Genomic DNA, 15,533 nt, shown 5'->3' with positions numbered 1-15,533 from the left:
TCTGCCCCCCCTGTCTTCCCGTCCCTGGAAAGCATGCTGCCGCACCGGCCGCCGTTGCTGCTGCTGGACCGGGTCCTGGACTGGGACCCGGCGCAGAAGGCACTGCGCGCGCAACGCCGGGTCGATCCCGACGACCCGGTGCTCGCCGGGCACTTTCCCGGCAACCCGATCTACCCCGGCGCCTTGCAGGGCGAAGCCATCGCTCAGGCTGGCCAGTGCCTGCTGCACATGGCCAGCGGTTGCCCGGCGGCACCGCTGGGGCTGCTCGCCACACGGGTGTTCGGAGCCCAGTTTCTCGGCCAGGTACGCCCTGGCGAGGTGATGGATATCGAGGTGAGGATGCTCGACGACAACGGCATGCTAGCCATCTTCGGCGGGCGCATCAGCGTCGAGGGTGCGGTCCGCACCGTACTGGTGATGGAGGGCTGTCGTGTCTGAGCTGCCCCGTATCGTTGTCACCGGTATGTCAGTCCTTACGGCGCTGGGCGAAGACCCCGGCACCCTGCTGGACAATCTGCTCGCAGGCCGTTCCGGCATTCGTCGCTGGAGCGGTTTCGACCGCGAGATCGCCACCAAAATAGGCGGCAGCATGGAAGGTTTCGAGCCACGCCCGCGCCTGGCCGCGCTGGCCGACAGCCTACCTGACGATGCCCGACTGCGCCTGCGCCGGACCAGCAACCGGCTGCCCTGGTCCACCGCGCTGTCGGTGCTGATGGCCGGCCGCGCCTGGCAAAACGCAGGCCTGTTCCAACAGCCACCGGGGAATGACGGCGAAACCGCCATCGTAGTCGGTGGCCACAACATCGGCCAGAACTACTACTTCAACAACTTTCGCGACTTCGAGCGCGACCCCGACCATATCGACGTGCAGTTCGGCCTGGCCGGGCTGGACACCGATCATGTCGCCGTGGCCTCGGAAGTGCTTGGCATCCGCGGCCCCGGCTACAGCGTGGGCGGTGCCTGCGCCAGTGGCGCCCTGGCTCTGCGCGCGGCGCTCAACGAGATCCGTTACGGCGGTGCCGAGCGGGTCGTGGTGCTGGCTCCGGTGCTGGATTACTCGCCACTGGAACTGCACGCCCTGGCACTGATGCAGGCGGTCAGTCAGCGCGCCTTCAACGACTGCCCGGAACAGGCCAGCCGGCCTTTCGACCGACGCCGCGAGGGTTTCGTGCCGTCACATGGCGGCGCCTGCCTGGTGCTGGAGCGGGCCGACCTGGCCCTCGCCCGTGGCGCTGAACCACTGTGCGAAGTACTGGCGGTGGCGGCGCGCTCCGATGCCAGCCGTCAGCCCAGCCCGCAGGAAGACGGCCAGGTGCGCACCATCCAGGCCGCCCTGCGCGAGGCGCGGTTGCGCCCCGAGGACATCGACTTCATCTCCGCCCACGCCACCTCGACGCCGCTGGGCGATATCACCGAGGTGCGCTCGATCCGCCGGGTCTTCGGTAGTCATCGGCAACACCTGAAAGTCAACGCCCCCAAGTCCATGCTCGGTCACACCTGCTGGTCGGCGCCACTGGTGGAATTGGTGGCAGCCATCGCGCAAATGCGCGCCGGGCAACTGCACCCCACCATCAACCTCGACCATCCGGACCCGGAACTGGACTTCGATGTCTGCGCCGGCGGCGCGGTGGCCCACCCGGTGCGCTACCTGCTGAAGAATTCGTTCGGCTTCGGCGGCAACAACTGTGTCGCGATCCTGGGTCGCTGGGAGTCACAGCCATGAATTTTCTCGTTACCGGCGGCACCCGCGGCATCGGTCGCTGCATCGTCGAACAGGTGCTGGCCGCCGGGCATAACGTCGCCTTCACCTGGAACCATGACGCCGAAGCCGCCGACTCATTGCAGCGCCATGCCGCGCAAAGCGCTCCCGAACAACGCTGCATTGCCCTGCGCCTGGACCTGGCCGACGCCGCCGCCATCGACCGGGTCTGCGACCAGGCCGACACTGCCCTGGGCGGCATCGATGTGCTGGTGGGCAATGCGGCGATCAACCGTCCGAAACTCGCCGTGAGTCTGCCCGACGCCGACTGGCGGGCGGTGATGGACGTCAACCTGGATGGCAATTTCCGCCTGTGCCGGGCGCTATTGCCAGGCTTCATCGCCCAGCGCCGCGGGCGCATCGTGCTGCTGTCTTCGGTGGCCGCCCATGGCATGAGCGGGCAGATCGCCTACAACGTGTCCAAGGCCGGACTGATTGCCATGGCTGCCACCCTGGCCCGCGAATACGGTCGCCGAGGCATCACCGCCAACGCCCTGGTGTTGGGCCTGGTGGATACCGACATGAGCCGCGAAAGCGCACCGCCGAAAACCTTCGAACACTGGCTCGGGCAATGCCCGAGTGGCCGTTTGGGCACGCCGCAGGATGTGGCCCAGGCGGTGCTCTACCTGGCCTCGGACGGGGCCGGATTCGTTAACGGTCAGGCCATTCACCTTACCGGTGGCCTGAACTGGGTGCCATGACAAGGAGCCAGCCATGCAAGCAATCCACGACAAAGTTCGCGAGGTAGTCCTCAAGCACACCGAGGCCGCGCTGGCGTTCCTCGACCTCGGGCCGATCGACACCCAGTTGCGCTTCGACCACCTGGGCGCCAGCAGCCTGGACATCATCACCATCGTCTCCGACGCCATGCGCGAGCTGCAGGTCAAGGTGCCGGTGGAGCGACTGAACCAGTCGGCGAACATCGACGCGCTGATCGACACCCTGACCGGCGCCGTGCTCGCCAGGGCGAGGAGCTGACATGGCCTGGTCACTGGAGATCCACCACATCGACGTGCGCACGTCTGGCGACGCAACCCTGATCGTCGCTCGCAACCCGAACAACCCCGCCGGCGAGCGGGTTCGTTCGGTATTGATCGACGGCGGTCACCAGGACGCGGCCGACGACGTGCACGCCTATGTCATCAAGGCCGGGCTGGCCAGCGTCGATGCCATGGTCGCCACCCACTACGACAGTGACCACCTCGGCGGGCTGGTGGCATTGCTCGAGAGGGATGTCACCACCTACGACAATGTGCGGATCTACGACCGCGGCTGGCCCGCGTTGGGGCCCGACTCCCTGTACCAAAAATACCTGCGAGCGATCAACCTGGGACCCGACCGCCGTCGGATTACCCGCGCGGTGAAAGCCGCGGACGTCTCCCCCGGCATTCTTCTGAGCATGGTCAACCGCGACGGCAGCCCGGCGATCCCTCCCGGCGACTCGGCCTTCCAAGTAACTCGGGCGATCAACCAGGCGCCGCAGTGGTTGATCGACAGCGACCAGGCGGAAATCCTCCAGGCCACCGGCGCCCACGCGCCGACCCTGACCTGCATCGCCTGCAACCAGTGGGTAAAGCGCCACGGTCAGGCCTCGTTCCGTGCCCCGGCCGGGCTGGGCGATGCGGAGAACGCCACCAGCCTGGCATTCCTGCTGCGCTTCGGCGATTTCAGCTATTACATCGGCGGCGATATCGAAGATCCCCAGGAAGCCCTGATCGGCACTTTCGCCAACCCGGCGGACAACGCCGCCGGCCGTGTCCTGGTGGTCAAGGCCAGTCACCATGGTGCCAGCACCGCCAGCTCGGCGGAATTCCTCCAACGTATGCGCCCACTGGCGGTGATGGTCTCCAACGGCACCGACAACCAGCACCGCCACCCGGCAGCGGCCACGGTCAACGTGCTCAACGGCTACGCCCGCAATGACGGCGCGGTATTGCCGCCCTTGCCACCATCGCCAATCTACCGGCCACGTCGCAGCTATTTCACCGGTTACGACACCGACGAGAACATGGAGAACCACTTCGTCACCCTCGGTCAGGTGGCGGGGGACCCCAACTCCAGGCGCCACCCCGGCCATGTGCGGGTGGACGTCAGCGAAACCCAGGCCGTCAACAATCGCAATTTCCCCGGCAGCGCCTACCGCGGGGTCCAGGCGGTCGCGGCGATCGCCGCCCGGGCACGGGATGGCAGCGATATCGCCGACCGGGCCCGCGCCGCCGCCGAAGCCGCGGTCAAGGGCACGCTGGTGGATACGGTACGGGCACTGGTGGACACCCAGGCCAGCCGCGACATGGCCAATGCCTTGTGGACCTTGCGCTGCAAGACCGCTGGGGGCGTCAAGAGCGACTACATCGCCAATATGTCAGCGATGCCGAGCGACCTCGAAGCCTGGCGTGACGTGATCGACGAACAGGAGAAACAGCTGCCCAAGGCCGGCAACCAGCAGCAGGTCTACCAGTGCGCCGCTGCCGCGGTGCAGGTCGCCGCCGCCGCCAATGCCGCCTTCCCCGGTGTGCTGGCCGGACTGTCCGCGCTGCCGGCCAGCATCGACGGCCTCGCCGCCGCCTACACCCTGGTCAACGCGCGGGTGCCCATGGGGCCTTATGCCGCCGCCGCGCAGGCGGCAACCGATGCGGCCGCCCAGGCACGGGACATTCTCAACAATCGCGCGGCGCGGATCACCACCCTGGCGACCAATGCCGCCAACACGGCCCAGCAGATACGTGCCGCGGGCAGCGAGGAACAGGCCAAGACCCTGGCCGCACAGGCCATCAGCCTGGCCGAGCAGGCCTGCGTGGGCACCGGCGAGGCCGTGGACGATCTCGCCCTGTGCTACACCCGCCCGGCCCTCGCCGCCCCCAACCCAAGTCCGCAACTGGTCGCCCATGCCCTCACCCTCGCCTGCGGCGGTACCGCACTGGGCGTGGCGGCAGGGGCGGCAGCCGGTGCTCTGTGTGGCAACGGCAAGCTGGAGACGAGCGTAGAAGCGCTACGCGTCGCCCTGGGCACGGTCAACATCGACCCCGCTGCGGCCATCACTGCCCTACGTGAAGCACTCAGTGGCGGCGAACCGCTGTTCACCGTCCGCTACTACAAGGCATCAGCCAACAAGGACGTACAGGACAACCTTTCCTGAGGCGGACCGATCTTTCCTGGAGGCAACTCGCATGACCGCCATGAATGCCGTTTCGCAGGACCTGAGCCAGTTGCAGGCCCTGCTCAAGCAAAAAATCGATGCCGGTGGCAGCCTCGTGCTGAGTGCCGGGACCACCGGGATCACGGCGCTGGACACCTTGTTCGGCACCTGCGAGGTCACCCTGGCCAGCGCCAGCATCAACGATCCGGGCAGCGACTGGCCACGCAGCTTTACCCTCAGTGGCAGCCCCAGCGGTAACTGGCTGCTCAACGGCCTGGGTGCCAACGCGGCCATCAGCCAGTTGACCCTGACCTTCACGCAGACCGCCCAGAGCCAGCCCGTCAGTGCCAGCCTGAGCAGTGTCGCCAGCGTCACCGTCGGCCAGAGCGTGATCGGCCTTTCCGGTAGCCTCAACGATGACGCCGCGCTGGTCCTGCAACTGAGCCAGCCGAACAGCCATCTGCCGCTGCTGGCGGTGGGTAACTTCGCCTTCAGCAATCGCTTCGGCGGCTGGCTGCCAGCGGACCTGCCGCTGTTCACCGACATGCCCTTCAGCCAGATCCAGGTGCAGGCCCGCTACGACAGCGACAGTGACACCCAGTGCTCGGTGACCACCGGGGTCAACGGCGACTGGTCGCTGGTCCAGGGCGGACCGAGCCTGACCGGCGCCTGGGTGACCCTGACCAGTGACACCAAGACCGAGATCGATCAGACGATCACCAGTCTCAGCGCCAGCATCGGCGGCTCACTGCTGATCGGCGGCCAGCCCTGGTCCGTCAGTGTCACGCTCAACGGCAGCAGCCTGGTGACCATCGCCGTCAGCGCCAACGATAATCGCCAGCCAGCCCTGGCCGCCCTCGCCGGCCTGATCGCCGGTGATGCCGCCGCCGCGACGGTGACCGAGGCGGTGGCGAAACTGCCGCTGGCGAACCTGGTACTCAACGATGTACAGATCGCCTTCGACTGGCAACAACGCCAGTTGCTCGCGGCCAGCGTCGCCGCCACCCTGCCCTTCACCTTCAACAAAGTCCCCGCCGACCTGCTGCTGGCGGTCTCGGTGCCGCCGCTGCAACTGGGCGGCGGACTGTCGCCGAAGACACCGGTGAAGATCCGCGATGTAGTCATCGAATACCTCGGCGATGCCACCGGCTTCCCCGACACCGTCGTCACCCAGCTGGCCTTCGACACCGTGCCTTCCGAGGGCAGCTACAGTTTCTCGCTGGGCATGCAGGACGTCTTCAGCGCGGGTCCACTTGCCCTGAACACGGTCAGCCTGAAAATCGACAAGAGCGCCGACGCCACCACCGGCAGCATGAGCGCCGCATTGACGCTGGGCGGTGTCGATATCCTGGTCGAGGCCGGCTACGACAAGGGCTGGCAGATCGCGGGCAGTACCGCCTATGGCCAGACTATCGCCATCGGCCAACTGATCAGCGATGTGGCCTCGAAATTCAACGTGACCTGCCCCGCCGCCCTCAGCGAATTCACCCTGCAGAACCTCGCGGCCAGCCTCGATACCAGCACGTCGAAGTTCACGTTCGCGTGCCAGGGCAGTTTCCCTATCGCCGGCACGCCACTGGACTTCAGCATCAACCTGGAATTGTCGAAACCCGACACCCGTTGGCAGGGCAACTTCAACGGCAGCGTGGTGATCGGCCCTGCCACCTTCAAGGTCACCTTCACCCAGGACGCCAAGGTCAAGCTCCTGCGCGCCGAACTGGTGCCCACGCCGGGCAAGACCCTGCTCCTCACCGACCTGGCGCAGACGTTCTCCGTCGACCTGTCCGGCGTGCCGGCCGAGCTGCTGCCGCAGTTGACCATGGCGTCCTTCACCTACGACTTCAACAAGTCGCAACTGGTGTTCACCGCCAGCACCGACAAGGTCGCGGTCAGCCTGGTCAGCGTGCCCACGGACAAGGCCGGACGAATCTACGCGGCGGTGGTGGACATCGCTGTCGAGGCCGATATCTCGCAATTGCCGGTGGTCGGCGACACGTTGTCGTCTATCCAGCAGATCGGTCTGGACGGCATGAGCCTGGTGATCGCCTCGGGCCTGTTCACACCCGACGAAATCACCGCCGTCAACGCGGTGATCCCCAGCGGCCAGCCGCAGGTCCCGGCCCTCAGCGCCGAAGGCCGGGTGGTGCTTTCGGCCAACCTGATGCTCGGCGGCAAGGCGGCCAAGCCACTGCAACTGGCCTTCGCCCAACCGTCGAAGCCAAAACCGGCACTGCTCGGCGATGCGCCTGCCGCCAATGCCCCGCTCGGCGCCCCGACCCCGGCCGGCACCGCCAAGGCCCAGGGCAAGTGGGTCAACGTGCAGAAGAGCTTCGGCCCGATCAGCCTGAGCCGTGTCGGTGTCGCCTACCGCGAACAGCGCGTCTGGCTGATGCTCGATGGCGGCTTCGCCATGGGCGGCATCGAGATCGACCTGATGGGCGCGAGCATCGCCTTCCGTCCGGTGCTGCCGCCGATACCCGATGGCGCCAGCCTCGACGGCCTGTTCGTCGGTTTCAGCAACGATGCGGTCAGCATCTCCGGCGGCCTGCTGAAGGTGGTGACCGAGGACGACAAGGGCAACGAACTGATCGAATACGACGGCCAGTTGATGCTCAAGGTGCCGCAGTTCCAGCTCTCGGCGCTGGGTTCCTATGCTTCGCTCAACGGCTCGCCGTCGTTGTTCGCCTATGCCGTGCTGGCTGCGCCGATCGGCGGCCCGCCGTTCCTGCAGGTGGATGCGGTGGCGGCGGGCTTCGGCTTCAACCGTGACCTGATCATCCCCGGGCTGGACAAGCTCGGACAGATGCCGCTGATCGCCGCGGTCAACGGCGGCTCTCCGTTCGCCGGCAAGGACGCCGCCCAGGCGCTGAAGGTGATGCACGACTACGTGCCGCCCTCCTACGGCGAATACTTCATTGCCGTCGGTGTGCGGGCCGCTTCATTCCAGATGATCAAGGGCTTTCTGCTGGCCACCGGCAAGCTGGGCAACGAGTTCGAAGTGGCCCTTCTGGGACTGGCCACGGTGTCGGTGCCGCCGAACACCTCCTCGCCCATCGGCTACGCCGAGCTGGTGCTCAAGGCCGACTACAACTTCAACCGCGGCACACTGTTCCTCGGCGCGCAGCTGACCACCAACTCCTTCATCCTGTCGAAGGACTGCCACCTCACCGGCGGATTCGCCGTGGCGGCCTGGACCAAGGACAACCCGGACAATCCCTACGGTTACAAGGCCGGCGACTTCGTCGTGTCCCTCGGTGGCTACCACCCGGCGTTCAGCAAGCCGGACTGGTATCCGGACGTGCCGCGACTGGGCTTCAACTGGAACGTCACCTCGGAGCTGACGGTCAAGGGCGGCCTGTACTTTGCCCTGGTGCCTTCGGCGGTGATGGCCGGCGGCAGCCTCGAAGCGGTCTGGCAGAGCGGCGACCTGCGCGCCTGGTTCAAGGCCTGGGTGGACTTTCTGCTGGGCTGGAAGCCGTTTCACTATGACGCCGACATCGGCATCAGCCTCGGCGCCTCGTACAAGGTCGATCTGGGCATTACCTCGTTCACCGTCAGCGTCCACGTCGGCGTGCAGATCCACCTCTGGGGACCGGACTTCGCCGGAACCGCCACCGCCGACCTGTACGTCATCAGCATCACCATCAGCTTCGGCGCCAGTAACAACAACGAGATCAAGCCGATCCAGTGGAGCGACTTCAAGAGTTCGTTCCTGCCTGGCGGCGGCAGCGCGCCGAAAAACCAGCCCCATGAACTGCTGCTGGCGGCATTGCCCTCCAACCTCGGCGACAGCACACCGATCCAGCGCACCGATTCGGTCTGCCTGGTGCGGGTGGCCAACGGGCTGCTCAAGGACCTCGCCGGCCAGGACGGCATGGACTGGGTGCTGGACCCGGAACGCTTCCAGTTGACCACCTGGTGCGCGCTGCCGAGCAAGCAGGCCAGCTACACCGGCTCCGGCGCGCAGCAGGATATCTCGGCGCAGAACACCGCCTTCGGTGTCGGTCCGGTGGGGGTCAGCGACAGCGACTTCGTCTCCACCCACACGGTGGTGATCAGCAAGCTCAACGGCGAAATGAGTGCCGAGGACATTCGCGTGGATGTCAGCCCGGTGCAAGAAAACCTGCCGTCAGCCACCTGGTCCACCAGCATGGCGCTGGACCCGAGCCTGAGCAACCTGAATGACCCGCAGAAGCGCGCCATCCCCGACGCCCTGACCGGCCTGAGCATCACGGCGAAGAAAGACAATCCCGATGTGACACCGTTGCCGATCGACCTGAAGGTACTGCGCGAGGAGCTTGGCGACCCGCGCAGCGTTTTCTGGCCAACCCCGACGGTGCCCACCGCCACCGGTTACGACGAGGACGACACCATGCCCGTGTTCACCAAGGCCCTCACCGACATCAAGGTCGATGCCACTCGTTCGGCGATTCTCGCGCAACTGGCCGACGCTGGCCTCTCGGTGTCCAGCCGCATCAACGTCAGCGCACTGGCGCAGCACGCCGCCGACACCCTGCTCCACGCCCCGGTCCTGTCGGTGCTCGGTGCGCAACCCGTTTCGTCCCCTTCCGGAGCCGCCCGCCCATGACCAACGCCCTGACCACGCCGTTGAGCGACGGCACCGTCCAGTTCGTCGCGCACTGGCTGCCGCCCCTGACGGCCGGCAACTACAGCATCACCGTCACCCAGCACCTGAAGAACACCGACACCAGCGCCGGCGCCGCTGCGGCCTTCGACGAGGCCTTCGTCAACGTCCGCAAGTTTGCCGTGCGCGGCGACCGCTTCAGCCTGAACCAGAACGATGTGGTGTGTTTCCCGCCCAACGACAACCAGGGCGAGTACCAGAACGTCCTGCCCCATGTGATCCTCGCCCGCCGCACCCTGCCCTGGGAGCGCTCGCCGGAACTGGCGGCGGACAACGCCTCGTGGCTGGCGGTACTGCTGTTCGAAACCGACGAAGCACCGCCGTTGCAATCGGTGCTGGCCGGCGACCTGCAACGGCAGCCGTTCGCCCGCAGCGCCGATGACGCCAAAGGTGGCAAGCTGTCCACCAGCAGCCTGCCGGCGACCACCGCCAGCTACCCGGATGGCTACGCCCTGCTCGATGGCGCGCCGGCCTTCACCCTGGCCAGCGGCGAGAACTGGTGGGACGCCTGCCAGGTGATCGACGTACCGGCCGACCTGTTCGCCGCCATCGCCCCGACCCTCGATGAACTCGACTGGCTGGCCCACGCCCGCCGCGTGTCGCTGAGCAGCAAACAGGCAGAGGATGACGCCGAACAGGAAGGCTCGTTCTCGGTGGTGGTGGGGAACCGCCTGCCGGCGCCGAACCGTCAGTGCGTGGTGCACCTGGTCTCTCTGGAAGGCCTGGCGCACTTCCTGCCCACCGGCGACGGCGAAACCGCCGCGCCGCTGACCCTTGCCGCCGGCGGCACGGCGCAGACGCTGCGACTGGTCTCACTGGCCAACTGGAAGTTCACCTCGGTGGACCCCAACGAAACCTTCAGCGGTTACCTCAACGCCCTGGATTGCGCGCCGCTCAGGCACCCGGCCCCCGCCGCCGCCAGCGGCAGCGCGCAACAGACCGTGGCCGACGCCTTCGCCATGGGCTACACGGCCATGAACCACCAGACCCGCCTGGGTGACACCACCGTGTCCTGGTTCCGCGGCCCGTTGCTGCCATTCACCTCATCGGCGGTGATCGTCCCGCCGCCGGCCGGCCAGCCGCTGGTGGTGGCCGACCAGGCGGTGCAGTTCGATCCGGCCACGGGGCTCATGGACGTCACCTACGCCGCCGCCTGGCAGATCGGTCGCGGCCTGGCGCTGCAAAGCAGCCTGTACGCCAGCACCCTCTATGCCTGGAAACGCAGCGAGGCGCGCAAACTGGCCCAGAGCAGCGAAACCCAGGTGCTGAACCTGCGCCTGCAAGCCTCGGTGGCACCCACCTCGGCGCTACGCGGTGTCGCCGTCGAGCCCTCCAGCCCGACCGGCCTGCGTCATCTGGCCATCGGTCTGATCGCCGAGTCCCTGGCGGCCGAGTGTGCCCGCTCCGCCAACCCATCGGAGAATCCGCAATGACCCGGCTCGCCCAGCGCAACAGTCAGTTCCTCAACCTGCAAACCCTGCTTGCCCGCCCCGCCCTGCTGAGCGCGGGCCCTGCCAGTGATCCGGTGCCCGGCGAAATCACCCAGTGGTTGGGCAAACTCGCCGTTCTCAAGGGCCTGCCATTTGGCTACCTGGTGCCGGACGAAGCCATGCTGCCGCCGGAGTCGATCCGTTTCTTCGTGCTCGACCCCAACTGGATCAATGCGCTGCTCGAAGGCGCCACCAGCATCGGTCGCTCCTGCACCCTGGAAGCGGGCATCGACGCGCAACTGGTGGCGCGGCTGTACGCGGCGGTGTCGCCCACCGCCACGGTCAGCGGCTTCGTCCTGCGCTCCAACGTGGTCACCGGCTGGCCGGGCCTCGAAGTGCGTGCCTACGACGCCGCCGGCCATCGCCTGGACGCGGTGCTGCGTCAGGAACAGCTGTCGCCCACGGTGCTGCTGTTCATGACCACCGGCCAGATCAGCTACGTGGACATCAGCGAGCCGGCCGAAGCCATGCACTTCGGCGTCGATATCGGACAGGCCGGCAAATCGCTGCGCTACGTCACCGTCCCTCCCAGCGCCCCGGCCAAGACCCAGCCCGGCGGGCAGATCGAGGGGGCCAGCGTGAAGTTGAGCTACCGCGCCGCGGGCGGCGGCAAGCGCGTGCTGAAGATCGCCGACCTGGCCAAGACCCTGCAGGCGGCCCTGGTCGCCAACAGCGCCAACCTGGTGCCCGGCACCGCCCAGCAGCGCCCCTTCACGCCTGCGGAATTCGCCCTCGAACTGGTCGAGGGCGTCCAGGCGGTCCGCTTCGAAAATACCGACAAGGAAGTTTCGTCATGAGCGACACCGGCCTGATCGTTCCCATCGACGTTACCGCACTGGTGATCGGCAAGCCCGACGCCGCCGCCGTCAACGGCTTTGCCGCGGTAGCCACTGACTTCGCATTGATACCGACCAGCAAGGCGGTGGGGCCTTACTTGGCGCAGGAGCTGCTGCCTCGCCCATTCGACTCGGTCAATGGCCTGGATGCCATGCAGCCCGGCATCCACCTGCACTGGGCCCTGCCTGACAGCCTCGCCCGCGGCGCCACCGACGGCTCGGGCAAGGTGGGCTTTCACCAGGCCCCCAACCTCTGGCTGGTGACCCGCATCGCCGGCGGCAACGCCAACGGCAGCACCGTGCAGACCGCGTGGGTGATCGAAAGCGACCAGTTGCAACAGAGCCAGGACCAGACCCTCCCGCAGAACGCTTACTCGCGGGCGGTACCGGTCACCCCCGACGTCACCGGTGTACAGCAGCCTTACCTGTTCCAAGGCAGGGTCTACCGCCAGGCCGACTGGGCCGGGCGCAAGGCAACCACCTACGCCAGCAGCAACACCACGGTCGGCTACGGCACGCCGTCCTATGCCGCGGCCTACCCACATTGTTCCAACGTGTTCTCGTTCTGGGACCCGCTGGACGATGACGACGCCAAGGCCTTCACCGCCGAGACACCGCTGTCGTATTCGGTGGTCGGCTGGTACGCCGACAGCAGCGCCGACCCGTTGGCAACCCTGGTCTACCCGGACAACGCCACCACCGTCCAGGCGCGCCAGGCCTATATCGCCCAGACCCTCGACTGGGCCGTGAGCAACACCGCCGAGGTGCCCGACCGCACGGTCTGCAGCGGCCAGCTCAGCGGCCTGAGCTGGGATCCGCAACGGGCCTGGCTAACGCCACCGACCGCCGCCGGCATCGATGTGGTGATCGCCGACAACACCGCCGAGGCGGTCTCGGCGCTGATCCAGGCGCGCAACCCCAACGTTGCCGACCTGGAAACCCTGCTCAATGTGTTCCAACAGGGCATGTTGCATGAGCTGGGCAAGGTCGGTGGCGCCGCCGCCGCCGACGAGGCCGTGCACCAGTCCGGCTTCGCCGCCTTCCCCGGTGGTACGGTGTGGGTGGCCCGTCAGGTCACCACGCCGGGCGCCAATCCGGACGGCACCAACGGCCAGTTGCCGGTTGCCGCCGCCACCGCGCTGGAGCAGATCAACCGCCTGCAACGCACCCTAGACGGCCAGAGCGCCGACCTCGACGGCCTGCGCCAGCAACTGTTCGTCGACTGGGCCAAGTTCATGCTGTTGCAGTTCAACAAGGCCAACCCGACCAATGTCACCGCCGACCAGGCTCGAGCCTTCCTGGCCAGCTATGACCTGGCGACGATCAACGCCCTGAACGGTACGCGCACCAGCACCGGCAGCATCGCCACCCTCCAGGGGCAGGTCAGCAATGCGCTGACCGCCCTGAGGACCAGCCTGGGCTCCACCTGGGAGATCAAACCGGCCTCGGCGGCACGCTACTGGCAACCGGCGGACCCGGTGATCCTGCTGGCCGGACGCCCGACCACCCAGGCCTCCGCCCGCCATGGCGGCGACGGACGCTTCCACCCCGACGGGCTGCTGAGCTGCCGGGTCGGCAGCCAACTGGTCAACAGCCTGAAAGTCCACGGCAGCGTGCTTGCCCCCAACGTCCGCCTGGCCGCCGCCCCCGAGGGCGCCAGCTACCCGCCGGAGCTGGACGCGCTGCTGGCCGAATCCCTGACCCTCGATCCGTTGCGCGCCCCTGACCTGGCCCGACAGTTCCAGGTCGGCAACAGCAGGCAATTGCTCACCGCGGTGGCCCCCGACGAATTGCAGCAACAGATCGCCAGCGCCCAACAGGCCGTCCTTGGCCAGGCCAGGCTCGGCAACAACGGACTGCTCGGTGACAGCAACGCGCCGGTCGTACTGCAAGGCACGCCGCCCTCGCCGGTCGGGTTGAACAGTTGGGAACAGCCATGGCTGCCGACCTTCCTCAACTGGGAGGTCATGTTCTCGCCGTACCATCGCGTCGGCCAGGGCGAGAACGGTGCCAGCTACGCCGCCGATGCGGTCACCGGCGCCTTCACCCTGGACAAGGACGGCCTGGATTTCGACGCCAACCCCAACCTGCAACCGGACCCGACGTTCCAGACCTACTCCGGTACCCTGACCCTTGCCGGACGCACCGAACTCAACCTGCAATCGCAGATCGAGACCTACCTCAAGAATTACCCGGACGACCCCAACGCCAAGGCACTCAAGAGCATCCTCGGACAACTCGACCTGCAAGCCATGGCCCAGAGTCTGAACGGTTTCAACCAGGGCCTGCTGATGCGCAGCCAGACCCTGCAACTGCCGGTGGTCGATGCCCTCAGCCCGTCGCTGATCGTGCGCAACTTCACCAACAACCAGGTGGCGCCGGCCATCAACGGCTCCAACGTCGCCTCGCCGGCACCGAACAACGGTTTCAACCCGCTGCGCTGCGGCGAGTTGCGAATCAGCCGGCTGCGCCTGGTGGGCGCCTACGGCCAGGCCGTGGACATACCCGCGCCGACGGCGATCATCGCTCAGCGGCTCAAGCGCCGGCTGGCCGATGGCAGCGTCTCCGACGACGGCAAGATCGTCCTGCCGCCGCGCCTGACCCAACCGGCACGCCTGCAATTTCGCTGGCTCAGTGCGCTGGACGGCCAGGCCGAATGCTCCGATCAGAGCCCGGCGCCCATCTGCGGCTGGGTGCTGTTCAATCACCTCGATGACTGCCTGAGCATCTACGGCAGCGACGGTTCGCCCATTGGCACCCTCAACACCCTCGGTCCGCGCTGGCAGGGAGCACCGGGCAGCAGCAACTGGACCCGGCCGTTCGATCAGGTGATGGCGTCGATCAACCCCTACCTGGCCAACTTCGTCCGGGCCGTCTACAACCAGCCGCAGGGGCTGTCGTTCCTCACCGCCCTGCTCGCCACCCTCGATCAGGCCAGCGGTGCCAGCGGGCCGTCGGCACCCACGGCCGATCCAAGTCTGAGCGTGCTGATCGGCCGGCCGCTGGCGGTGGTGCGTGCCGCGCTGCGCCTGGAGCTGCAAGGCCAGCCCGCTGCCGACGGCAGTTGGCAGGCCTTCGCCAGCGACCTCAACCTGAAACCCAGCCAGCAACGCTCCAACGCCGGCATCGGCAACGTGCGCTTCCCGGTACGCCTGGGCGACCTGGGACTCTACGACGACGGCCTCGCGGGCTACTTCGTCGAGGACGGCAGCGACACCCAGTGGACCCGCTTCTATTCGCCGGCGGCGGTGGGTGACAGCGGCGTTGCGCCGGTAGACATCAACAAAACCGCACTGACCCCGGTGGCCGCATCAAACACCGGCGACGGCCTGGCCCTGACCATGCTCATGGACCCTCATGGCTCGGTGAATGCCACGGCGGGCATCGTCCCGGTCAAGACCATTTCCATCCCTCGCGCCCAGTGGCAGCCGGCGCTGGACCGCATCGCGGTGACCTTCCTGACGACGCCCATGGTCGGCGGAGGCACGGCGATGCCGGTCCCGGTCCCGCAGGAAAACGGATTTTCCTGGCAGTGGGTCACACGCCAGCCGGGCGGCACCGGCTGGACCAGCGAAGTGCCGGGTGCGGCGGTGTCGACAGCGACCCTGGTTTCGCCGCAACGGATCGAAGAAGGCTGGCTGCGCCTGATGCGCGATAACGGTTAACG

9 protein-coding genes are annotated in these 15,533 nt (G+C 67.2%); all 9 read left to right on the top strand.

Features of this window, described 5'->3' with window-relative positions; translation table 11 throughout:
- The first annotated feature begins 33 nt into the window (after positions 1-33).
- From NUH87_RS29420 to NUH87_RS29380, 9 genes are read left to right on the top strand one after another with little or no spacing between them, the layout of a single operon-like run.
- The gene (locus tag NUH87_RS29420; protein ID WP_338523787.1) at positions 34-438 is read left to right on the top strand and encodes a 3-hydroxyacyl-ACP dehydratase FabZ family protein; all 405 of its coding nucleotides are present in this window, start codon (positions 34-36) and stop codon (positions 436-438) included.
- Complete coding sequence (locus NUH87_RS29415) at positions 431-1,723, top strand: beta-ketoacyl-[acyl-carrier-protein] synthase family protein (protein ID WP_338523786.1); 1,293 nt, start codon at positions 431-433, stop codon at positions 1,721-1,723. Before NUH87_RS29420 ends, NUH87_RS29415 begins: the two co-directional genes overlap by 8 nt.
- Entirely contained in the window at positions 1,720-2,460 is a 741-nt protein-coding gene (locus NUH87_RS29410; RefSeq protein WP_338523785.1) for an SDR family NAD(P)-dependent oxidoreductase, read from the top strand. Before NUH87_RS29415 ends, NUH87_RS29410 begins: the two co-directional genes overlap by 4 nt.
- Positions 2,461-2,473: 13 nt before the next feature.
- Positions 2,474-2,737 (top strand): phosphopantetheine-binding protein, encoded by a 264-nt coding sequence (locus NUH87_RS29405; RefSeq protein WP_338523784.1) that lies wholly within the window; start codon positions 2,474-2,476, stop codon positions 2,735-2,737.
- A gap of 1 nt (position 2,738) precedes the next feature.
- Positions 2,739-4,895 (top strand): ComEC/Rec2 family competence protein, encoded by a 2,157-nt coding sequence (locus tag NUH87_RS29400; RefSeq protein WP_338523783.1) that lies wholly within the window; start codon positions 2,739-2,741, stop codon positions 4,893-4,895.
- Between the two features lie 31 nt (positions 4,896-4,926).
- Positions 4,927-9,483, top strand: coding sequence for a DUF6603 domain-containing protein (locus tag NUH87_RS29395; RefSeq protein WP_338523782.1), 4,557 nt, complete (start codon positions 4,927-4,929; stop codon positions 9,481-9,483).
- The gene (locus tag NUH87_RS29390) at positions 9,480-10,973 is read left to right on the top strand and encodes a hypothetical protein (RefSeq protein WP_338523781.1); all 1,494 of its coding nucleotides are present in this window, start codon (positions 9,480-9,482) and stop codon (positions 10,971-10,973) included. The genes NUH87_RS29395 and NUH87_RS29390 overlap by 4 nt, the downstream gene beginning before the upstream one ends.
- Complete coding sequence (locus tag NUH87_RS29385; RefSeq protein ID WP_338523780.1) at positions 10,970-11,827, top strand: hypothetical protein; 858 nt, start codon at positions 10,970-10,972, stop codon at positions 11,825-11,827. Before NUH87_RS29390 ends, NUH87_RS29385 begins: the two co-directional genes overlap by 4 nt.
- The gene (locus NUH87_RS29380; RefSeq protein ID WP_338523779.1) at positions 11,824-15,531 is read left to right on the top strand and encodes a hypothetical protein; all 3,708 of its coding nucleotides are present in this window, start codon (positions 11,824-11,826) and stop codon (positions 15,529-15,531) included. Before NUH87_RS29385 ends, NUH87_RS29380 begins: the two co-directional genes overlap by 4 nt.
- Positions 15,532-15,533 lie beyond the last annotated feature (2 nt).

The sequence above is a fragment of the Pseudomonas batumici genome, assembly GCF_036585405.1.
Taxonomy (GTDB): Bacteria; Pseudomonadota; Gammaproteobacteria; order Pseudomonadales; family Pseudomonadaceae; genus Aquipseudomonas; species Aquipseudomonas batumici.
Note: the sequence above shows the minus strand (reverse complement) of the source record. Positions and strands in the feature narration are given on the sequence as shown.

Coding starts and splice junctions, on each gene's coding strand:
- NUH87_RS29420 (WP_338523787.1), top strand. CDS start 34: ATGCTGCCGCACCGGCCGCCGTTGCTGCTGCTGGACCGGGTCCTGGAC.
- NUH87_RS29410 (WP_338523785.1), top strand. CDS start 1,720: ATGAATTTTCTCGTTACCGGCGGCACCCGCGGCATCGGTCGCTGCATC.
- NUH87_RS29405 (WP_338523784.1), top strand. CDS start 2,474: ATGCAAGCAATCCACGACAAAGTTCGCGAGGTAGTCCTCAAGCACACC.
- NUH87_RS29400 (WP_338523783.1), top strand. CDS start 2,739: ATGGCCTGGTCACTGGAGATCCACCACATCGACGTGCGCACGTCTGGC.
- NUH87_RS29395 (WP_338523782.1), top strand. CDS start 4,927: ATGACCGCCATGAATGCCGTTTCGCAGGACCTGAGCCAGTTGCAGGCC.
- NUH87_RS29390 (WP_338523781.1), top strand. CDS start 9,480: ATGACCAACGCCCTGACCACGCCGTTGAGCGACGGCACCGTCCAGTTC.
- NUH87_RS29385 (WP_338523780.1), top strand. CDS start 10,970: ATGACCCGGCTCGCCCAGCGCAACAGTCAGTTCCTCAACCTGCAAACC.
- NUH87_RS29380 (WP_338523779.1), top strand. CDS start 11,824: ATGAGCGACACCGGCCTGATCGTTCCCATCGACGTTACCGCACTGGTG.